Below are 23,073 nucleotides of genomic sequence, written 5' to 3' on the forward strand. Positions count from 1 at the left end.
GGCATTCATGCCAGGGTTGTTTCTGATCAGGATTGTTCAAGCCAGAGCTGTAGAAGGCTATGTACTTGTTGCTCTCATTTAGGGTGACATCAAGCTACCGAAACGTTATGGGAACTGGTGACAGTGTTCACACCGTCGCTCACAGTAACCTCAATGACATGTGACCCTGCGGATGCATAGTCAAGGTACCATTCGTAGCTTGTGGAAGTGCTTACCTCTGTGCCATCTATTGTAATAGAGTAGCTGAGTTCGTCGCCTTCAGCATCGACCGCTCCCACGCTGATATTGACAGTGCTTCCCTCTTCTAATACTGCAGCTTCTACAGGCTCGAAGATAGTGATTATTGGAGCTCGGTTATCGTCCACTAAAGATGGTTTATCCGAAGCACTTTTGGATGCTTCAGTAGCGTTACTGTATTGGTCAACGTTAATGCTGTCACCGTTTGGTTCAGATCCATTAATGGAATCTGATGCCGGATTTCCGTCTTCAGTGAGTGGATTTGTCATCGAACTCATTAAGCGGAAATCATGGTTTGAGGGATCTACGAAGAGTGGGTCTTCGTTAATGTCAGTATCAGATGATTGAACATTATTGTAGTTCCCATTTATATTGTTCCAGATAACGTTGTTTTCCAGGACGAACTTATAGTTACTGCCAAGGCGGTTGTTGATGCCAAAACCGTCATTGTTCAGGACAGGTGAATCAACAGTGTTTGTGATGATGTTATTCCTCACAATTGTTGTATAGGTAGCACTTTGAGTATTGGCGAATCTCTGCCCATATGCTATTCCATCTCCCATACTTCCATCTATCACATTATTTTCGATGATGACATTGCTCCATCCGTCAAGCCATATTCCTCCACCATAGGGATATCCGGTCCTGTAATTTGTACCTGCACCATGAATGGTATTGTTGTATATATGTACGTCTCTTGCATATGTAGTTGGCAGATTATTAGCATCTTTGGCTATGGCCAGTACAATGCCCATCTCGCGTGTGTCGTATATTGTATTATATGCGATTGTGATGTTGTATGACTCGAGCTGATTGGCATGCTTAAGCAGGTATATGCCGGAGCATCCGTAAAGCGCATTTTTGTCTGTCTGGATGGAGTTGTTTGTAACCATCGTGTTTGCGCAATTATCAAGCCTTATACCACAGTCAGCAGCGACGCGGGATAGTGTATTACCATCGATGGTAACATGATTCTCGGATTTTAGGAAAATGTCATCATGACCGGTATCATGGATCGTATTATTCAGGATCTTGTGGTGTCCTTTTCCACCATGGATCTTGACACCGTCTCCTGCTATATCCCGAATTACCATGTCCTTTACCGTAATGCGCTCAGAACTGAAGAATTGGATTGCGGGGAAGGAATCGACTTCTTTCATGGCTATGATGGCGTTCTGATCATATCTGTTGCCGTTTATCGTGAATCCGCTTATCGTAATGTCTGAACTGGCTGTAGTTGCTCCTGTGATCATCGGTGTCAACATATCAGAACGGGTAACACGCCATCCTTTGACCAGTTCCACAGTCGCATCCGAATCGCCTGTCAGTGTCATACCATCCGGGACTCTAATACTATCGTCTATAGTATAAGTTCCTGATTTAATGTATACTGTGTCGAAATTATTGTTTTTTGCATATTGTAATGCTTCATTAATTTCAACCTGGTCAGCTATTCCATCGCAATTGTAGTCGCCACTGCCATCTATGGCTACATAAATGACCGGTACTGATGAAATGGTGTTGTCTTTGGAAACGCTTACTGTGTTGTTATTCTCTTCACCGGCGGTGGTGTCGGCCGCTGAAGCAATTGCTGTTCCCAGACTTAAGCCAAGGAGCAGACATATCATTAAAAAGCTGGGGATTTTTCTTCTATAAACCATTTTAGGCCTCTCACTATATGTAATAGCCGTTTTTCGGTTATCTGGGTCAAGCTGTCAAAAACAAGTCTATGGGTCAAACTTGTCCTTTGAAGAAAAACACGTATGACACCTGGGGAGGGTGTCCGTTATTTCGTCAATGGATCAAGTGGGGTAACTACATTTTGTGACGAGCTCCTCGATAATATACGTTGATGTATATATATCATTGCAGGTCCAAAAAAGACTTTAAGTTACTCAAAAGTCATTTTAAAGCTATTTTAAGACTCTTTTAAACAAGAAGTAATTAGTTAAACAAGAAGTAATTAGTTGCAATAAATTGAAACTCACTTTTCAAAAAAGAAGATATGCTTTTTTAGGACATAAGTTAAAAAAGATGGGCTTTCAAATTCAGTTTCTTATCTGTTGTGATAATATATCCATAGTAGATAGCAATAAGGAGAACAGAAACAGCTACAATAACAAACTGGTTTACTTCAAGTAATTTCAAAATAATAAGGATAGTTCCTGCAGGGATAAAATATAGCAGATTAGAAGTAACAATCTGTGCCACTCTGGACATTTTCACCCCTGCGAAATACATCATCTTTAGGCACAAATATCCATATACCATAATACCTGATGCTGCAAAAAGAATCAATGCTAATCTTGCACTGCCCAAATAGCCTCCTATTGCAAGAGATAATATCCGGGTTGCAAAGTTAAAAGCATTGAATTTGAGACCAAATTGTTGTTTCTCCAATACCACATAGATCGAACTTAGTGGAGAGGAAATGAACCATACAAATGCCCAAATGCTCAGGATCTGCGCATATACTCCTGCTTCGGTCCAAGTTTGTCCAAAGACTACACTGAAAATATCGCTCCCAACAATTGTAACAGTAAGTATGGGAAACATCCCGACTACCACAAGAGCTCTGAATACATTTTCAACAAGTAAGTTCAAGTTGTTTTCGTAATTGGCAATCGAAGCTCTTTGGAAGAACACTTGTGAAATAGATTTACCGACAAAGTTCATAGGCATTTGAAGCAGACGAAATCCTAACGAATAAAATCCTACAATAGCAGGAGAGAAAAAAAATGCAAGTAAAAATGCTGGAAGTTGCCAGGAAATAGCGTTCAGAAGAGCAGACCAGCTATCAATGAGGGGAAATTTCCGATGTCTTTTAAGACCAATAAGCATTTTCCTTGGATGAATGTATGTTCTAAACAGTTTTTTATCGTCTTTCCATATCTGTCCTCCAAGGACGCTTGTAGAGATAAACGTTCCAACAAAACTCCCAGCGATCAAACCAATCTCTGTTGTATATCCGCTGACTCCAGCACCTATCTGGGTTCCAGTTGACGAGAGTGAACTGGAAACCTGAGCAAAAGATAGTCTCTTAAAATTTTTTGTTCTGGAGTTCCAGTAATTCAGAGCAAGGAAAACCCCACTAATAAGGATAAATGGCGGTATTAACCACACATAATTTTCAAGCTGAGGAGAGTTGAGAGCTACAACCAGGGGAGCCTTGAATATGTATATTAATGGAATCGTTACTATTGATGTCATTATAACGATGGCAATACTCAAAGCAAGAAGATTTATAGCATCATCATCTGACTCCGGCAGCATTATTGAAAGTTCATATCGAAGACAGGCAATAACCCCTATAATTCCGGTAACGGAAATGAATAGGGCCCACACTCCAAAATCTTCTGGCCCGTAGAGCCTTGTAAGTATAGGAGCCGCTAATAGGCTGACTATTTGAGCAAAAGTTGTTCCACCAACAAGTGTTAAAACATCAGATGCGAAGCTTTTATGCTTTTTTTGATTGGTAGAAGTATCGTTTGTTTTTTCCTCCTCATGATTCATTTATTTGTACCTTTATTCAAAATTCGCTGTTAAACCTATAGTTATATAAATAGTATTTATAAAAATCAGTCATAGCTTGCTGTATAATTCTAATAGTTTTTTTTCTTCATTTTCCCAATTTAAATTATTCTTTGCAATTTCAGTATTTTGTTTCATTTCTTCATACTCCTCCCTGTTGCTGAAAAATTTCACGATGCATTTAGCAAAATCCTCGGGATTTTCACTATCCGCTAGCAAACCAATCTTGTATTTTAATACATTCTCTTTTAGAAATGGGTAATCTGGAACCAGTACTGGAATATTGGAATGGATATATTCAAAGAATTTGTTTGGTGCCATGTAATAATGACTTAAATTATATTTCTCTGGATAAATTACACCCAGATGTGCAATTTTTGTGTATGAAAGCAATTCTTCGTGAGGAATCCTTCCTGTGAAATGGATTTTTTGACCTAGTGATAATTGTTTAGACAGATCAATCAATTCATCAAGGAGAGGTCCATCACCTATTATAAGTAAATTATAGTCATCGCTCAGATAAGCAACAGATTTGATCAAATTTCTTAAGCCCAGACCTTCCCTTATTATTCCCTGGAAAACAATAACATTTTTTCCATCATACTTTGACTCCAGTTCGGTATTTGTATTACATTCGTTAGAATTACGCAGGGAGGGACAATTCATGATTACAGACGGAACATTTTTAAGATCATAACGTTGCTGTAATTCTTGAGCTATAAAATCATTGACAGTAATTATTAGATCAACTTTCTTTATAAGGAAACGTTCCAGGTAGTAATAGATATTTTTATAGTTATTTTTACTATTGAAGTCTCTTATAAACAGTTCATGGGAGTCATATACTACTTTTGATCTATTCCATTTTGAAGCAATATAGCATTCTAACAAAGTACTCATATCGTGAGCATGATAAACATCTGCATTTTCTTTAATTGAATGAGATATAAACTTTGGAGAATGCTCTAGTTTTCCCATGAACGAGTTCTCCTTCATTTTTTTATTAATTCTTTTTATAGAAAAACCATCTTTCTGTTGGAATTTCGGTGTTTCATCTTTAGATATTGCCCAGATCACTACCTCATGTCCACCTTTGGAGAGAGAAGTAGCTTCTTTTAATACTCTTGCATCAGTTGTACAAGGATTTGTAACCAGCATACAGATTTTCACCATATTACTCCCTTCAAATAAAATGTATAATAAACGTTCCAAATTGGAAAAGACTTTTAATAATATACCTCTACATGAGAATTTGAGTAAAGTTTATTTCTTTTTTCAAACTCTGAGCTCATCCGATTCCATTCCGGACTATCTGATCTCATATCCACCATTCCTCCGTCCCCTACTCTTAAACCTGACTCAAGGAAAGCTTTGTTACGCCAGACTATGTATCCGTTGGTTCTCTGAATATTGCGTACGCTAAGAGAAGTCCGAAAACTTTCATTATAATAGGGAAGCCCTAAAGTTTCAGTCTGACTAAAATTTTGGAATGGTATATATCTTCTAGTAAAATAATCTGAATATAATTGGGAACCATATGGGATGTAATCGAAGACATAGTTGAAAGAAGCCACTTCCGCGGAATCAAAATATCTTCTTTCAGAATCGATGCTATAACTCGGTTCCGGAGATGTGGATATTATTGAAGAGACCACAAGTATTGATAGGAGTAAAAGTGAAATGGTGTAAAAGTAGCTTTTATTTATTTTTTTAAATTGAAAAAGCTCCATTAAGTAAATTAAACCTAAGGCCATCATAAAAGCTATAAAGGGACTCACTAACAAGATGAATCTATCAAATCTAAAGAATGTCATTGTATTCCAAAAAAGTTGCAAAGGAGTAGGAATATACAGTGGTAGTATCAACAACGAAATCAGAGCAAATACTTGCAGGTAACTTTTTTTATGTACATACCATGTCCCTCCGATTCCTACCAATGCCAAAAAAGTAACTGCAGAATAACCGATATTGTTGAAAATAAAATACCATTGATTACCTGCCTGGATAGTTGGTTTCATTGACAAAGATTCATAATTTGTAGAATCAAAGTACAGTGCCGTTAATGATTGAGTAAAGGCATAGCTTACATAAAGCCAATAAGCAATGAAGCTAACTATTAGAAGTAACACGTATGTTTGACTTATATAGCTACTTTTGTCTTGCATTATCTTACCTAGTACTATTTCAACAAATAGAATTAGGAAAAAGATGACAATTATTTGTGGTATTGACACTTGATGAACTAATATGATGAACATCCCAAATAAAAGCCCTAATGTTTTTAAAAGAGGTGATTTTTTACTATTTCTATTGTATATTAAATATAAGATTATAACAAAACCAATAAATGCCATAGTTCGTGTCACCATATACATCCCGGAATAAACAGTAACACTAAATGTTGAAAAAAGCAAAGACGATAATAGTGATACTCTCTTATCATTAGAGATATTAAGCATTACTAAATATACAAAAAATATAGAAGTTGCAAAGACAGGCGCTGTTATTAAAAAATAAGAGATCTGGATATTGGAACCAAGTAAATATGAAACCTCAGATATAAAAATATGAAATAATGGAAAATCCGCATAAGCGCTACTCAAATCTATAGGAATAGTGTGACCTGACAAAAAAGTTACCTCTGAAAGGAACATATGTGGCAATATATCAGTTCCACCAAAGTATAATGAATATTTTAAAGTGACACTATACGTTAAATTTAATAGTAGAAAGAATATTTCAAATAAAATTATATGGGGACTATTTGATCGAGTGAATATTTGAATGAAAACAATGAAATATAATATTAATATAATAGTTAAATACTGTAAAGGTCGAGTAGTTGACATGAGCAGGATGATGAGACTCGCCAAGTAAAGAATACAAAATAATTTTATACACTTCTTTTCGCTTAAGTTGACCAAACTAGAATTATGCTCTTTTCTTTCATTTGAGTTTTTATAGATATAAGATAAAGTAACTGCAGCAAATATTCCTGGAACTGCTATTATTGAACCTCTTATAAGTAAGTCAAATCTATTGAGAATAACTGCTCCAAAAACACCACTTAATATAGCAAAAACAATTAGAAACGGCAAAATTAAAGCTAAATTAATGGTAATATTATCTTTGAGTGGTTTTTTAACTTTAATGATCATTGTCTACCTCATTAAGCTAAATATTCTTTTATCACTGCTCATAATCAAACCACGATGGCCCTTAAATCAGAGAACACCATACTATAGATTTTCAAGGAAATTTATAAAAATAACATTTTAATTCCTAATGTTATTTGCATGGAGGAGATGTATAAATATATTGAACCTGCGCAGCTATATTCTCCCACTGGTATTGTTGGACATGATTCAAAATTTTCTTCTCGTCCCACTTTTTCTCCAAAGCAATGCCTATCTTCTCTGCCAGATCCTGCGAGTTACCCGGTTCAACAAGTAGCCCGTAATCATCAGAAATTATAATTTCTTCACTACCACCATTGCGAGTGGCAACAACAGGTTTCCCACATCCCATTGCTTCGATCTGGACAATACCAAAACTTTCTCCATCTAAAAAGCTTGGAAATATCAATAATTCTGCAGAATTCAGATATAATGGTAAATCATCCCATTTAGCTCTTCCAGTGAGAATTACAGAACCTTCAAGAGAATGCTCTTCTATCAAACTCTCTAATTCGTTGTAGCTAGGACCATTTCCTACAATATAGCACAGCAGATTGTCCAGCTGGAACTTTTGTTTGAGTATGCTTACAGCCTCGATCAGATTCTTATGTCCTTTATGTGGCAACAAATTACCAATACTTACAATGACAATCGATTCAGAAGGAATTTGAAGCTTCTTTTTTGACTCCTCTTTCAAAAGGGGCCTGAACAAATTGTCATCATAGCCATTAGGTATGACCTTTATTTTCGATGCACAGTTATCGGCAACATAGTCCAGCAATAATCGTTTGTTTCTTTCTGAAACAGTAACAAAAGTATCACAATTTTGAATTACAAAACTGATAATTCCATGATATCTTTTATAGAAATCGATCCATGAAAAATGGAATGTGACAACAGAATGTTTTTTTAACATTTTAGCTGCTGCGATTCCGCTGATTGAAGATATGAAACTGAAAATACCACCCGAGGTCTGAATGTGAATTATATCGTATTCACTTCTTTTCCTATACGATTCAATAACCAATCCTAATGTTCTGTAATATGTTTTTCTGAAAGCACCTACTTCAGAAGGCTCCAATTCTTTTTCCGAATCTCCCAGAAAACTGTATGGAATTACAGTTGAGCCTGTTCTTAATAGTGAATTCGTCAAGTTAATGGTATGTGCTGAAACACCGCCTGCTTTTGCAATCGGTCCACACATCAGTACCCTTGTCATTTTACCATCTCTGCTCTTTCCAGATAAGTGGATAAAGCTAACATCATCCAACCCTGACACCACCTCATATGAGGAATTTTGTTTGTGAAAAACCGATGTTTGTAATAGTAGAAATAACCGGAATCATCCTGCATGTTTGAAATAGTCCATCTGGCAATTTTTCCTGCAAAATCTAAGTATTCGGGTTCGTAAAGACTAAATTTGCTGAAAGTAATTATGCCCTGGGCCTGACTATGTGCATCATTCGGATAAAATCGAGGATAACGGAAATGACATCTGCCATCGTCAAGGAATTGTTTGTTTCGGTAAAAGTCTATGCCCTTTTGGATCGATTCGAGTACAGTTGCTTTTTCATCCGTAGCAGCAAACGGTAAATACTCGATCAATCCATCCAATATGAACCCTTGGTGAAAATCTGTTTGTATCCTCTCTTTTCCATTATGATATTTACTGTATACCCAGGAACCATCTGATCGTTGTGTTTTTATTAAGAGATCACAAAGATTGCGGGCTATCTCTTTCATTTCTTTATCGTTCTCAAACAAATACATCAATTTAGATATAGCTTCTAATCCTAAAGCAGAAGCATTTATCACCATTTTGTCGTTATCCAATGGACTGTACATTAAATAGAAAAGGCCATCTTCTGTTTCTTTTAAAAGATAATTTCGTATGAACTGATAAGCACTTTCGCTCATTTCTTTCAAATCATCTCTTTGAACCACGAAATAACTGTCAACCAGTGATTTAATGACATTGGATGTTGTAATTACATCGGGTACTCTGGGGGACAATATGTTTTTGTCAGCACTTGTGTAATTAAAATAGTGAGACCAGCAATCATAACCATATTCAGATTTGACTGACTCTTTTTTAAAAATCTCTATAGCGTTTAATATATCGGCCTTATATTTATCATCCTTTGTAATATTATACATTTTAGAGAATGATTGATTAAATAGGCCCATACCTTTCATATCGACTCCTTTATTTATCTTAAGGAGAGATCTGAAATTTAGTGGAGAATATTTGTTAAATTGGGTTGCTATTATTTGAAGTGGTTTTTGGTCCATACAGATTTTCTGGACTAATTCACTATTCAATGCATCATAAATGTCCCAACCACAATAACTCTCATTTTTTGTCCAATCGTAAAGGGATTTTTCTGATTCCCATACAAAGTTATTACTATCTCCAATACCCACGCTCTCAAACCCCAACGTAAATAGTAGATTTAATCAATAAATATCTTGTCATCAACATTTCAATTAGTCTTAATTTTGTTCCATTGCATTGAAATGTCTCTGACCTTTAATGTGACCAAAGTAAGTAATATTTACTATACGCTTTCAAAACATTCGTATAGTATCTTCTCCATTCTATCCCATGAATATTCTTCTTCGTATCTTTGTCTGGAGCTAATGATCATCTTTCTGGTTTCTTCCGGGTTTTTAAAACACCAAAGTATTCTTTCTGCCAGCTCGTCTGCATTTCCGGGCTCATAAAATAGTATCTCTTTCTCAGAAAAAGTCAAAGCCATTCCTTTTAACCTTGATGCGATTATTGGTTTTTCATGAATGGTATATTCAAATAATTTATTTGGGACCCCTCTTTCGTTGACCTTTGTCTTTAAGAAGGGAATTACGCAAACATCTGCAATAGAAATGTATTTTGAAAGTGTATTTAAATCTACCCACCCGGTAAATTTGACGAAGTCATTAAGGTCTTTCTCAACAACAATATCTTTTAAGTATTGTAGGGAGGGACCATCGCCAACAACTAAAAAGCAAATAGGTATAGTGTCTTTTAACAGCTCTACGGCATCTATAACAGTTTGAATACCTCTTCTTTTCCAGATGGTTCCTTCAAATAAGACAATAAATCTATTCTCAAGCCCATAATCTTCTTTCACTGCAGTTTCTATAGTGTAGTGTTTTAAGTTTGGTATATTCATTACAACAAATATCTTATCAGGATCAACGTTATTTCGAGCTGAAATGATTTCTTTATCATATGAATTCGTAGCTATGATAGCATCGGAAAAGTGAACTGCTACTTTTTCAATAATCTTTGATACCTGCACTAAAATCCCACTTCCCTTGAACTGTAAGTTACTTTCCACAGCCTCAGGAAGCATATCATGCAAATCCAGAATTATCCGGGAACCATAGATCAGTTTGAATGGAATAGCTATTAAAATTAAATAATCCGGAGGATTATGTACATGAAAAAAAGAATATTTTTGTGAGTTATTTAAGAGAGAAATTCTATAAAATGCTTTTATACCAAATAATATATGATTTGTGAAAACTGTTAGAAAATTATCTGTTTGCAATTCCTCTGTTACCCTGATTATGTTTATATCGTTTATTCTCTCTGTGCCCTGATGATCTTTATATTTTAAGGATACAAAGTCCACATCATATCCATTATTATGCAGCGATCGGGATATTTTCATCCTGTTAATATCCCTCGGTAAAGATCTATATGCAACCATACATACATTGTCGTTTTTTTTTCTGTGTGAATTATCACTGTGCGTCATTTATCCTCTAAAACAGGTGGAATATTCAGAATTTTTAATATAAATGCTTGAAAAGTATTTCGCTAACTGGTTTATACATTTTAATCGGCATTTCTCTAAAAACCTGTCTTCCCAATTTATACTTTAAGTTATCACGATTCATAATTGATGAAGTAGGGATATTTGGATAGTAACTATAGCATATTTCAGTCTCAACAGCTCCCCATCTTTCTTTGAAAGCAATCAATCCTTTATTGTCATATGATGAACGCCCAAAATTGTAGTATTTATAGTTATTTACACATGCATCTTCGATACTTTTCCAAACAATTAAATTATTAGGGCGCAGATCAAGATAACCGGGATTGCAAGCGGCATATCCGAAAGTAACAGTATCTTTAAAATACTGAAAAACCCCTCCTGCAATAATCTCATTGTTATATTTTACAACATAAAGAATAACATATTCATCCATCAACTCAAACAAATTTTCAAAAAATTTCCATGGATGACATGGGACGCCAATCTTTTTTTTAGTAATGCAATTTAACTCGCAAAATTCTTTCAGATCTTCCAGGCTTTTAGTAGAATAAACAGAGAGGCCATTCTTGATTGGTTTTTTAGTTGAACTTCTAGTACCCCTACTTATTTTTTGCCAGACTTCATTAGGATCTGAGGATAATTCAACGGTATGTGCACAAAATGAATTTTGAAACTGGAATTTATCATGATTTACTTTATCTCTGATCTCAAACCGATCAGCATTTAATTTATGATATAGATTTATCCCCTCGTCTAACAAATCCTTTTTTGCAGACTCTGAACCAATACAACTGCTATTGTAGGAGAATGGGACTGTGCAAAGTTCATTGCCTCTTAATTTGCTTCTAACATAGAATGAAGCTAACAACCCTATAATATTCTCACTTTCATCTTTTGCAAATAGATATTTGGATTTATATCCAAAGGTTTTTTCCAAAAATGTTTTCCATTCGGGAGTGTGGTAAATAGTCGCATCATCACATGTGTATAGAAATTTTTCCCATGCTTCTTCTGTAACATTCTCTATTATTTCTATCATGATCTTGTCATCCTCAAAAACTCCTTCCCTAAATTGAAAACCATGTCTTTAGAATAAAATAACAGCCATTCAAAACCATTTGAGGACCATCTTTCCGGATGAGTTAAAATGTAAAAATTGTTAGTTTTGCCGCCTTCAATTAATTGAATAAGATCATTAGTCGAATTAATACGAATATTTTCTTTTTTATTAGGAATAAAATCTCTTATACAATGATCAAAATTCCAGTTTCGTCCAGTATCACATAAATAATTTACAGAATCGCCAATAGACAAATAAGCTTCTCCGAGAATTCCAAAATCCCTGTAATCATATTTTTTCCATAGATCACGATTATCATATTTTGACAACGGTTGCCCATGCATACATACAGTTTTTACATCACATAGATCTTTAAACCTTTTCAAATTAGACTCAAAAAGCTTTATTGCTTCTTCATAATTACCCTTACACTCATTTAGAACCTCATAGTGGTATCCGATCTCATGCCCCATTTTTTTGACTTTGTTTATAATTTCCGGACAAAATAGTTTATCGTTAATTGCCCTAAAATAATAAGTTGCTTTTATGTTATAATCCTGCTCAATTCTTGCAGTTTCCAGTGCTTTTGAGGGGTTTCTGTCAATATCATGACGCATCATCATATACTTTTCAGGTAATATGTCCGCTGTCATATATTCAGCCAGAGTAATTGGGAGGTAGTTATTTTCCTCTAATGAAAAGCAGAGCTGCTCGAACTTATCCATTGTAAAATCAAAATCATGGTCTTTAATCACAAGAACACTTCCCTTCAAATGAGTCATATGATCTCAACAATTCGTTCTCCATTTTCTCCCATGAATATTCTTCTTCGTATCTTCGTTTGGCATCACTGATCATCTTCCTGGTTTCTTCCGGGTTATTAAAACACCAAAGTATCTTTTCTGCCAGATCATCTGCATTTCCGGGCTCATAAAATAGTATCTCTTTCTCAGAAAAAGTCAAAGCCATTCCTTTTAACCTTGATGCGATTATTGGTTTTTCATGAATGGTATATTCAAATAATTTATTTGGGACCCCTCTTTCGTTGACCTTTGTCTTTAAGAAGGGGATTACACAAACATCTGCCATAGAAATGTATTTTGAAAGTGTGTTTAAGTCTACCCACCCGGTAAATTCGACGAGATCATTGAGATCTTTCTCAGCCACAATATCTTTTAAGTTCTCTACAAATGGACCATCGCCGACAATTATCAGGTAAATGGGTATCTTATTTTTTAATTGATTAACAGAATCTATTATAGTTTGAATGCCCCTTCTTTTCCAGACGGTTCCCTGAAATAGGACAATGAATTTATTCTCAAGACCGTAATCTTTTTTCACCGCATTTTCTATAGTATACTGTTTTAAGTTTGGTGTGTTCATCACAACAAATATCTTATCAGGGTCAACTTTATTTCGAGATGCAATGATTTCTTTGTCATACGAATTAGTTGCTATGATCGCGTCTGAAAAAGAAATAGAGATTCTCTCTATCATCTCTGATAACTTAACTAATATGCTACTTCCTTTAAAACGTAAGTTACTTTCCACAGCTTCTGGAAACATATCATGTAAATCCAAAATTATTCTGGACCCATAGATCAGTTTAAATGGAATAGCTATTACTATAAGAAAATCAGGAGGCGTATGAATATGAAAATAGGAATATCTTTTCGTTCGGTTTAGATCAAGGACCTTGAAAAAGGATCGTGTAATAAATGATATATAATTATACAGTAGTTTAGAATAATCCTTCCTCTGATGATCGCCGTTTATCCGGATAACATTTACATCATATATTTTTTCTTCCGATTGTTGATTTTCATCTAATATGCAAATGAAGTCAACATCACATTCCTTTTCGCATAAAGATTGGGCTATCTTTAATCTATTCATAAATTTAGGTATGGAACGATATGCAATCATACACACATTGGTTTTTTCAATTTGTGTTCTTTGGATTGGTGGAATCATTTTACAACCTTAATCCCAATTCAATGACTTCGTCTTTATTTTTATGATTTTATGATAAAAATATGAATTTCACTGATCATGAACAAATATTCTTTTCAATACCTTCCATCTGCAACAATATATTTGCAGAGTATGTACCATCCGTACTATTATCTCTAAAACAATGTATATAGAATTATAGGAAACACTAAAAATAAAAAACACAGACCGTTTTATGGTTTTCCAATCAAGCTATACTCTTATTATAATTGAGCTCCAATCCTGTTTGCTTCGACAGGACGTTTTTTGAATCTACGATATTTGGATTTTTCATCATATGATACAAATCATCAGGGTTCATTTCCCGAAACTCCGAATGATCCGTCAGCACAACAATACAATCACTTCCCTTAACAGCCTCTTCCAGGCTCAAAATAGGATACTCGAACTCCTTAACAAATGGATCATAGATCCTGATAGTAAACCCTTCCTTCTCTGCCAGTTTGATGAATTTCAGCGCAGGAGTTGCTCTTGTATCTGCAATATCTCCCTTATAGGCCACCCCAAAGACAGTGATCACAGGGTTCTCTATACCGTTGACAAGATCTTTAACTTTCTTTAAAACATGGATAGGCATGGAGTCGTTGATATTGCGGGCTAAAGTTATCAGACTACTATCGCTTGTGTTTTCAGTAAGGAACCAGGGGTCAATAGCTATACAATGTCCACCTACTCCAGGGCCAGGTTTGTGGATGTTTACCCTGGGATGCTTGTTTGCTATCTCTATAGCTTCCCATATGTTGATGTCGTAGTCCTCGGCGAGCATTGAAAGCTCATTAGCAAGAGCGATGTTCACATCACGGTAGGTGTTCTCCATGAGCTTGATCATCTCTGCTGTGGTGCTGGTTGTGAGATAGAGGTTGCCTTTAACAAAACTGGAGTACAGATCACGGGTGAGTTCGGTGGCCTTCTCATCAAGGCCGCCGATAACCCTGTCGTTGTTGACCATCTCATGCAGAGTATTACCGGGGATAGCACGCTCTGGGCAGTGGGATATGTAGAAGTCCTGTGATGCTTTCAGGCCGGATCGTTCCAGTATTCTTCTGACCCTTTTCTCGCAGGTCTTGGGCGGGATGGTGGACTCAATGATAACAATGTTACCTTTCTCCAAATGGGGGATTATCATCTCGCAGGCGGAAACCACGTATTTCAGATCAGCCATACGGAGCTCTGCATCAAAAGGGGTGGGAACAGCTACAAGAAAAACGTCAGCTTTCTCTACTTTTGTGCTTGCTCTGAAGCTTTCCTTTTTGCATGCCCCATCTAAGAGTTCCTGAAAACCTTTCTCTTCAAAAGGCATCTTGCAGTCTTTAAGGGTATTTACAACTCTTTCGTTGATGTCCACTCCAACAACATCCATTCCATTGTTTGCAAACAGGAGTGCAGTAGGAAGGCCAATGTAGCCCAATCCCAGAACACATAATTTTATCATGGTAGCACCTATCGTCTTTATATTTGTAGATTTGTCAACCAAGGATCTTGTCAATTATCAATTCGGCTGCGTTTCCCCTGCCATAGGGATTATTCCAGCTTGTTGCAGAGTCTGTCATTTCCTTTGCAAGTTGTGTTATATTGCTGTTCACTCCGGCTATGACATTAGCTCCCACATCAACTGTTTCAGGCCTCTCAGTATTGTCCCTTAAAGTGATGCAAGGCACACCAAGGATGCATCCTTCTTCCTGCAATCCTCCGCTATCAGTGAGTATCAGCTTTGCATCACCTTCAAGCTGCAGGAAATCCAGATATCCGATTGGTTCGATCAATTTTGTACCATCTGGAATCTTCAGGTCAAATTCCCGTATCTTCTTTACAGTTCGCGGATGGGCAGGGAAAATAATTGGCAGGCTGAACGCCTGATATATTTGTTCAAAGCCAGTAAGTATACTTGAAAGACGTTCTTTTTTATCCGTGTTCTCTGCCCTGTGAACAGTTGTCAGGAAATATTCGTCTTTTTTCATATTTAGTTCAGACAGAGTATGTCTGGTTTCTTTTGATATCTCCAGATTCTGATAAATGGCATCAACAACAGTGTTGCCTGTAACGAAGATCTTTTCTTCGGGGATACCTTCGGCAAGAAGATACTTTTTTGAATGCTCAGTGGGCGCAAACAGATAATCTGAAATATGATCCGCAACGATTCTGTTGATCTCTTCAGGCATGCTTCGGTCAAAGCTTCTCAGGCCAGCTTCCACATGACCTATCATGACATGCAGTTTGGAGGCGGCTAACGCACCGGCAAGGACAGTATTGGTATCGCCCTGGACAAATACTACATCAGGAGTATCCTGTATTAGTATTTTCTCGATGCCTGATATCATCTTTGCAGTCTGTTCACCATGTAAACCTGAACCAACATCAAGATTGTACTTCGGCACAGGCAGTTTCAGGTCATTAAAAAATACTTTGTCCATCTCGAAGGAATAGTGCTGGCCTGTATGCAATATATAGTAGTCAATACCCCGATTCTCACATTCTCTGATAAGCGGGCTCATTTTAATGATCTCGGGACGGGTTCCAAGGATGATTGCAATCTTCATCTTCTTTCCCCCTTTTTAAAATATATTCCTTCAGTACCCCTTATGCTTTCCTTCAACCACTCGTTTTTCCTCCCAATTCTCTTTATGTTATCAATTATCAGTATCATCTTAGGAACAAACCCCTTTTATTCCTTTGACCCCCAGTATAATTTAACTTAACACCAGTAAGATCCACTCTTCACTTATCGATCCTCAATGCCCCCTTAAGAACACCCCACTTCGACCCTTTCATAACACCTAATATAATATAATATTTATAATTTTGAAACTGGCTTCTTGTCAAATTGAAATACCGCTTCAGCAGGATTACCCCGTGCGATGCAATTTGAAGGAATATCTTTACTTACAACTGATCCCGCTGTGACTATTGAATTCTCCCCAATAGTGACTCCTGGTAATATCACAACACCTACAGCAATCCAAGCTCCTCTTTTAATTGTCACCGGCGATGTCTTTGTAAACATCTTCGATATCCTAGGATGCGTTTCACTAAAATATAAGGGAGGAGAAGTATGGACCAATATTAAGTTCCTTCCACTGAGAGCCACATCGTCTTCTATCTTTATCATATGCGGATATACAGGGTCGATATAAACTTCAAAACCAATGAACACGTTTTTCCCAATATCAACCCCTCTGATCTTTTGGCATCGTGCTCTCATGTTTGGGGCCATCGGCAGGTATAATGCAAACATTTGGATAAAGCGGCCTAATATCGCTTTAACCAATGAGCCAAAGTCTTCTTCTTCCAATTTAGCTGTTCCCATTCCAACTCTGATCTTTCGATAAAAATAATTACCAAAACTCATAGTACTCCATAAATAGGGCATTATAGTGCATTATCTGACAGTCATCTACCCGTTAATATTCCTGAAGAATTAACTCCAAAGGCCGGAAGTAGACTCTCATGAATAAATGGCCGGTAGTAAGCACTTTCTTTACACTTTACAGAATCAGAGTAGACTGGATGAGGGCCCTGAATAATTTTCCAGAGTTTCCTCCAGGCAATCGATAATATGATCCCTATAATATTAAATCCCCCCAACTGCAGCTATCATAGGAAAAGAGAATAGCATTACTCACAGCGAGATTGTCACCTCTCTTTCCCTTAATAATTGTTTATGATGATAAGCGCGGCTTAATAAGCTCTCATTGCTCATCACTGAGTTCTCTGAACTCCATCATTCTCCCATACGTTAATTGTAAGAAGTAGTATTTATAGTTTGAAAATGGATTTATCAGACTGGAGTAAATAACTGACATTTAACTTACATTTAACTGATATTACGATGTTTTTTTGATTTAAACATTCCTGCTTATATAGAGGTTACCCTAAAAGGAAATAAGGGAATCAGTATGGAACCTAAAACATTAAACATATCATCCACTGTCTCTCTTGAGGACATACCTCATTTATGGGAACAGAATGATACTCTTATCCTTGTTATAAACATTAATGATTATGGCACACTGAGCTATGATCATCTCGACAACATCGAGAAGGAACATCTGGAAAACTTACAAACCGGATATTTCAGAAAAAGATATAATATCTCCCGAATGGTTTTGAAATGCATCCTATGTGTTCTGCTTGAGAAGCAATCCACTTTCGATGTATCCATCTACAAAGACAAATATGGTCGGCTCCATGTGCCTGACCATGATGAATTTAACATCTGTATTTCATATACAGGAGATGTATTCTTTCTGGCTATCTCAAAGATCAAGGTTGGTATTGATGCAGAAAAATGGAAACACACATCTCTTAGAAATGTTTCAAAGTATATGCAGATAAAAAAATTATGTGCTGATGGATGCGCAACCGACCTTATGTGTTTGACATCATGGACCCTGAAAGAAGCGTATTGCAAATTTTCTAATCAGAGCATTTTTTCTTATCTCAATAAAGCACCAGATATTGATAATATATGCCATTCCAGCTATTTTATAAACAACAAATACATACTTACCGTTGTTACAGGTTCAGTACGGTACAAAATCAATATAAGTTTTTTTGAAAAATATTCTCACAGCAAGATTATATTTGAATAATAGTCTGTGACGTGGTCAGCTTAAAAATTGGCAGAAGGCACATATTCGGTATGTGGTAATTACTATATACTTAGATCATCACAGTCGGATGCCTAATAATTCTTATATATCATAAACCACATTGTTTATTTCGGGAGCGAATCAGTCTGTGTTATCTACCAGTTGGCATGAGACACTAATTATTGAACTGATTCTCAAAAAGGGGATGTGGATAGCAAATGGAAAAGATAAGGGACGATATAATTGACTTTTTGAAAGGCCAGTCTTTCATGGATAGTAACACTCAGTTCGCTGACAACGAATCTCTTACTAAGGCCGGAATAATAGACTCTATTGGCTTGCTAGAACTTCTGGATCACATAAGCGAGAGCTATTCAATAGAAATCCCGGAAGATATGTTAACTCCGGATAATTTAGATTCACTGCAAGGGATTACCAATCTTATCCTCAAACTGAAATACGAGAGATCATGAGAATTGATTCTTTTGTAGCAAAAAATGCAAACGAAAACCCTCATCAGATTGCTTTGGAAGAAGGGGAAAAAACAATTTCCTACAGCTGCCTTGATAACGATATAGATAGAATCGCTTCCTCAATGGCGGAATTTGGGAATTGCAGATTTGCAGTACTGGCGGAATCGGGCATACAGTATATTAAGATGCTCATGGCAGTTTATCGATCAGATAATACTGCAATACCCCTGCCAATAGAACTGGCGACTTTCAATATGGAGCGAATTCTTGATACTGCCCGCATCAATAACATAATTGTAACGGAAGCGCAGTATTCAAGATTTGGCGAGGCTTTTTTCAAGCGTTTTGAAACAGTTATAGTTGTTTCGGATGATGACTCTGTAAACACTTTGTGTAAAAGGGTCATAGAGGAATATAACAATCCGAATCTTCGATTGGTGCTGTACACTTCCGGCACAACCGGCACACCAAAAGGTGTCATGTTGAGTGACAGGAACCTAATCGCAAACGCAGCGTCCATAATCGAGATACTTGGAATAACACCTGCTGATAAGGCTGCACTGGTCATATCGCCTCATCATGCTTTCGGTAATTCCATTATCAATTCTCACCTTATGGCCGGAGGATGTATAAGTATAGTTTCCATGAATTTCATGGGCTTGATCTTCAGTATGATGAGATCAGGGATATCCATGTTCTATGGGGTTCCCAGTACTTACCGTCTGCTCCTCCGATATCCGGAAAAGTTCAAAGATGCTTTCAGGAACGTAAGACTTGCTGCGACTGCAGGTGGGGCCATTGATGATATCATTGTGAAGAATTTAAAGGATTCAAATCCTGATATCAGGGTGATGCCAATGTATGGTCAGACCGAGGCCACAGCCCGGCTTGCCTACCTGCCTTCAGAGGATGTGGAAGAATTTGTTGATACTATAGGAAAAGCTATTCCCGGTGTTATCCTGGACGTGTTCGATGCAAATAACTGCTCTGCTGAACCAAACATTACAGGTGAACTGGTTGCCAGGGGCGACAATATCATGCTGGGTTATCTGGATGACGAGATTGCCACTGAGAGAAAGATCATCAATGGCTGGATGTACACTGGAGACCTTGCAAAGAAGTTACCCAATGGCTATTTCAAATTATTGGGACGTAAGGACGATCTTATAAAAATAGGTGATCATCGTGTTAATCCAAGAGAGCTTGAAAAATATATAGAGAGCAACAATGATGTTTCCGGGGTTTTTGTTGTCCCTGTTTCCCATGAGCTTCTGGGAAATGCGATCAGTCTAATGGTGATACCTAACCACGACATGGATGCCACTTGCATTTCCTCTTTCTGCCGGAAGAATCTGCCTGGTTACCTGCATCCTTTAGAGGTACTTTTTATCGACCATCTTCCGCTAAGCGAGAACGGGAAAATATCCAATCGATCTATTATTGAGGGTTACCACAATGTCAAGAACAGTATGTAAAAAATGCATTCTGGACTCGGATATTCCAGGAATAACTATTGATGAAGATAGCGGGTTATGCCATTTCTGTGAGATATATAAGCCATTTTCTCCGGGAGAAAAGGAAGAGTATATAGTTCGAATGGAAGAGTTATTTCAAGAGGAAAGCGGCAGAGGGAAATATGACGTGATCTTTGCACTTTCCGGTGGCAAAGATTCTTCATACACGCTCTATGAACTTAATAAAAGATATCCTTTCCTGAAGGTAATGGCTGTTCAGTTTGATAACGGTTTCATATCTGATAATGCAATTGAGAACGCAAAAAAGATGTGTGAGATCACAGGATGCGACTATTTCAAACTGAGCATGGAAGATGAGGTACTGTACGACATGTTCCGCAAGGCTGCAAATTCTTATGATGCATTTCCCAGGTATGCCAAATACAGAGCAAGTGACATATGTAATACCTGTATAGGCATCATTAAACAGAAATTGATAGAACAGGCAATTGTTCATAAAGCACCTTTCATTATGTTTGCATTTACATCGGGACAAACTCCAAATCCTATTATCGACCTGTCTGCCAGTTTTATAAAGTGGTCAAGGAATCTTTTTGTGAAACAACTTCAAAAGATAGATATCGATGATAAGGATGAGATGTTCGTTGTAAAAAAGGAAGTAATTGAAAATATGGATAATATTGTTCCAAAGATCATACATCCTTTGTGCCTGTGGGATTATAATGAAGGTAAGATCCTGGAGAAACTGGTTGAGATCGGATGGAATCCTCCTGACATCCATGACAGTAATTCGACCAACTGTACTTTGAACTCATTTGCTTGTTACAATCATCTGCAAAAATATGGCATTCATGCTTATGCTTTTGATATCGCAGGAATTGTTCGAAGCGGTGATATGTCCCGTGAAGAGGGACTGAAAAAACTAAATCAGGAATTATGTCAGCCTCTGATATTGGATGCTGCGAAGAAACTTAACTTAAAGGTGGAATAATTAGGGGAGTAGTATTATGCAAATATTAGAAGAATTGAACAAAGATATTGGCAAACTGTCTCTGGACCTCGGGGGTTTCATAAAACAGAATGTTGCTGATTTCAGGAAGAAGGGAGTACTGTTAGGAGTCTCGGGTGGTGTTGATTCCGCAGTGACACTTACACTTTCTGTACAGGAGCTGGGTGCGGAAAATGTGTATGGGCTTCTCCTCCCTGAGAAAGAATCTGCTCCTTCCAGTACGCCTCTGGGAGCAGAGATATGTGAAAGTCTGGGCGTGCAATATGAAGAGGTACCTATATCTCCCATACTGGAATCACTTGATATATATAATAGGAAAGACCAGGTCATAAAGCGGGCCTGTCCGGAATACGACCCGGAAGTGCACAAAACATCACTTGTATTACCTGATTTCCTGGATGGGGGATCAATGAACGTTCCATATATAAAGCTGGCAAAGGACGGTGAGGTCGTTGCACAGCACAGGTTGAAGGCAAAGGATTATCTGGAACTCATCGGATTGCAGGGCGTTAAGCAACGGTCAAGGATGATCGTCCAGTATATGTATGCCGAGAAAATGAACTATGCCGTTTGCGGGACGACCAACAAGACCGAAATGGTTCTGGGTCAGTTTGTAAAATATGGGGACGGAGGTGTGGATATCGAACCCCTGGCTGATTGCTACAAGACCCAGGTCTACGCTTTGGCAAAACACCTTAATGTCAGTGAGGCGATAAGAGAAAGACCCCCAAGTCCCGATACGTGGAGCCATTACACATCCGATCAGGATTTCTACTGGCGTATGCCCATGAATGCAATTGACCAGTTGCTTTATGCTCAGGAACACCAGCTTCCCTTGGATGTGATCAAGGAGAACACAGGGTTGCCCGAAGAGAAAATAATCAAAGCCCAGAAGCACTTTGATGTCGTCAAGAAAAACACAGAGTATATTCGTGCGGCTGCGCCGGTATTCTCTCTTAATGGCAATCACTGAAAATGCTTTTGGGTAAAGTTTTACTGGTTACCGGGGCAAGCAGGGGAATCGGGAGAGCTGCGGCCCTGATGGCAGCAGAAAACCATGCACACGTGATCATCAATTACAATAAGAGTGAAGAACAGGCATCTGAACTGATGGATCAGTTACTTGAAAGAGGTCTTCATTCTTCGATGATCAGAGCCGATGTCTCATCCGAAGAAGATGTGAAGGCGATGTTCAAGTACATAAAGGAGGAGCACTCCCGGCTTGATGTACTTGTCAACAATGCAGGGGTTATGAAAAATAGCCTCCTGGCACTTTCAAATACAGAACTTTTCGACCAGACTATCGGCGTCAATCTTAAGGGTATGTTCCTGTGCACCAGATACGCAGCGAACATGATGAGAAAACAAAGATATGGAAGGATCATCAATCTGTCATCCACTGCAGGGCTCAATGGGGATGCCGGACAGACAGTGTATTCTGCAAACAAGGCTGCAGTTGTTGGATTTACAAGGTCCGTAGCAAAGGAACTGGGCATGTATGGGATAACGGTCAACGCCATAGCTCCTGGTCTGATTGAGACGGACCTGATAAAAGATATCAAAGCTGAGACTCGGGAGAAAATTTTATCAAATATCGCTCTTGGACGTATCGGTACGCCGGAGGATGTCGCAAAGGTGATATTGTTTTTGAGTTCGGATCTTGGGGATTATGTCAGCGGAGAAGTCATTGTGGTGGATGGCTGCCAGATAATGTGATCGTTATCG

The 23,073-nt window shown here is 37.5% G+C and carries 19 protein-coding genes; 6 read left to right on the forward strand and 13 right to left on the reverse strand.

From position 1 onward, the window contains the following. Positions 1-89: 89 nt before the first annotated feature. The 13 genes from QZZ22_RS03145 to QZZ22_RS03205 form a co-directional block, all read right to left on the reverse strand. A complete protein-coding gene (locus QZZ22_RS03145; protein WP_292462610.1) occupies positions 90-1,865 on the reverse strand; it encodes a right-handed parallel beta-helix repeat-containing protein in 1,776 nt (591 codons plus the stop codon). A 397-nt stretch (positions 1,866-2,262) separates the two neighbouring features. After that, the gene (locus QZZ22_RS03150) at positions 2,263-3,750 is read right to left on the reverse strand and encodes an oligosaccharide flippase family protein (RefSeq protein ID WP_292462611.1); all 1,488 of its coding nucleotides are present in this window, start codon (positions 3,748-3,750) and stop codon (positions 2,263-2,265) included. A gap of 69 nt (positions 3,751-3,819) precedes the next feature. Beyond that, positions 3,820-4,926, reverse strand: a complete 1,107-nt coding sequence (locus tag QZZ22_RS03155) for a glycosyltransferase family 4 protein (protein ID WP_292462613.1) — start codon at positions 4,924-4,926, stop codon at positions 3,820-3,822. Between the two features lie 68 nt (positions 4,927-4,994). Further along, a complete protein-coding gene (locus QZZ22_RS03160) occupies positions 4,995-6,926 on the reverse strand; it encodes a hypothetical protein (RefSeq protein WP_292462615.1) in 1,932 nt (643 codons plus the stop codon). Positions 6,927-7,056: 130 nt separating this feature from the next. Then, positions 7,057-8,214: a glycosyltransferase family 4 protein gene (locus tag QZZ22_RS03165; RefSeq protein ID WP_292462617.1), complete on the reverse strand. Its 1,158-nt coding sequence runs from the start codon at positions 8,212-8,214 to the stop codon at positions 7,057-7,059. Next, a complete protein-coding gene (locus QZZ22_RS03170) occupies positions 8,160-9,368 on the reverse strand; it encodes a hypothetical protein (protein WP_292462618.1) in 1,209 nt (402 codons plus the stop codon). Before QZZ22_RS03170 ends, QZZ22_RS03165 begins: the two co-directional genes overlap by 55 nt. 134 nt (positions 9,369-9,502) lie before the next feature. Beyond that, a complete protein-coding gene (locus tag QZZ22_RS03175) occupies positions 9,503-10,708 on the reverse strand; it encodes a glycosyltransferase family 4 protein (protein ID WP_292462620.1) in 1,206 nt (401 codons plus the stop codon). A gap of 34 nt (positions 10,709-10,742) precedes the next feature. Then, entirely contained in the window at positions 10,743-11,768 is a 1,026-nt protein-coding gene (locus QZZ22_RS03180; protein WP_292462622.1) for a peptidoglycan bridge formation glycyltransferase FemA/FemB family protein, read from the reverse strand. Further along, entirely contained in the window at positions 11,765-12,562 is a 798-nt protein-coding gene (locus tag QZZ22_RS03185) for a hypothetical protein (protein WP_292462624.1), read from the reverse strand. Before QZZ22_RS03185 ends, QZZ22_RS03180 begins: the two co-directional genes overlap by 4 nt. Continuing rightward, positions 12,537-13,763: a glycosyltransferase family 4 protein gene (locus QZZ22_RS03190; RefSeq protein WP_292462625.1), complete on the reverse strand. Its 1,227-nt coding sequence runs from the start codon at positions 13,761-13,763 to the stop codon at positions 12,537-12,539. Before QZZ22_RS03190 ends, QZZ22_RS03185 begins: the two co-directional genes overlap by 26 nt. Positions 13,764-13,989: 226 nt before the next feature. Beyond that, positions 13,990-15,234: a nucleotide sugar dehydrogenase gene (locus QZZ22_RS03195; RefSeq protein WP_292462627.1), complete on the reverse strand. Its 1,245-nt coding sequence runs from the start codon at positions 15,232-15,234 to the stop codon at positions 13,990-13,992. A 34-nt stretch (positions 15,235-15,268) separates the two neighbouring features. Beyond that, positions 15,269-16,339, reverse strand: a complete 1,071-nt coding sequence (gene wecB / locus QZZ22_RS03200; RefSeq protein ID WP_292462629.1) for a UDP-N-acetylglucosamine 2-epimerase (non-hydrolyzing) — start codon at positions 16,337-16,339, stop codon at positions 15,269-15,271. A 254-nt stretch (positions 16,340-16,593) separates the two neighbouring features. Beyond that, entirely contained in the window at positions 16,594-17,106 is a 513-nt protein-coding gene (locus QZZ22_RS03205) for an acyltransferase (RefSeq protein WP_292462631.1), read from the reverse strand. 589 nt (positions 17,107-17,695) lie between these two features. Between QZZ22_RS03205 and QZZ22_RS03210 the strand changes: the two genes are divergently transcribed. The 6 genes from QZZ22_RS03210 to QZZ22_RS03235 all read left to right on the forward strand — a co-directional run bounded on the left by QZZ22_RS03210 (position 17,696) and on the right by QZZ22_RS03235 (position 23,064). Beyond that, the gene (locus tag QZZ22_RS03210) at positions 17,696-18,391 is read left to right on the forward strand and encodes a hypothetical protein (protein ID WP_292462633.1); all 696 of its coding nucleotides are present in this window, start codon (positions 17,696-17,698) and stop codon (positions 18,389-18,391) included. Between the two features lie 218 nt (positions 18,392-18,609). Further along, positions 18,610-18,864 (forward strand): acyl carrier protein, encoded by a 255-nt coding sequence (locus QZZ22_RS03215; protein ID WP_292462635.1) that lies wholly within the window; start codon positions 18,610-18,612, stop codon positions 18,862-18,864. Further along, a complete protein-coding gene (locus QZZ22_RS03220; protein WP_292462637.1) occupies positions 18,861-20,339 on the forward strand; it encodes a class I adenylate-forming enzyme family protein in 1,479 nt (492 codons plus the stop codon). Before QZZ22_RS03215 ends, QZZ22_RS03220 begins: the two co-directional genes overlap by 4 nt. Continuing rightward, entirely contained in the window at positions 20,320-21,330 is a 1,011-nt protein-coding gene (locus QZZ22_RS03225) for a hypothetical protein (protein WP_292462639.1), read from the forward strand. Before QZZ22_RS03220 ends, QZZ22_RS03225 begins: the two co-directional genes overlap by 20 nt. Before the next feature lie 16 nt (positions 21,331-21,346). After that, positions 21,347-22,321, forward strand: a complete 975-nt coding sequence (gene nadE / locus QZZ22_RS03230) for an NAD(+) synthase (protein ID WP_292462641.1) — start codon at positions 21,347-21,349, stop codon at positions 22,319-22,321. Positions 22,322-22,323: 2 nt separating this feature from the next. Further along, positions 22,324-23,064 carry a 3-oxoacyl-ACP reductase family protein gene (locus tag QZZ22_RS03235; protein WP_292462643.1) on the forward strand — a complete coding sequence of 247 codons (741 nt, stop codon included), beginning with the start codon at positions 22,324-22,326 and terminating at the stop codon, positions 23,062-23,064. Positions 23,065-23,073 lie beyond the last annotated feature (9 nt).

The organism is Methanolobus sp. (assembly GCF_016278365.1).
Classification (GTDB): Archaea; Halobacteriota; Methanosarcinia; order Methanosarcinales; family Methanosarcinaceae; genus Methanolobus.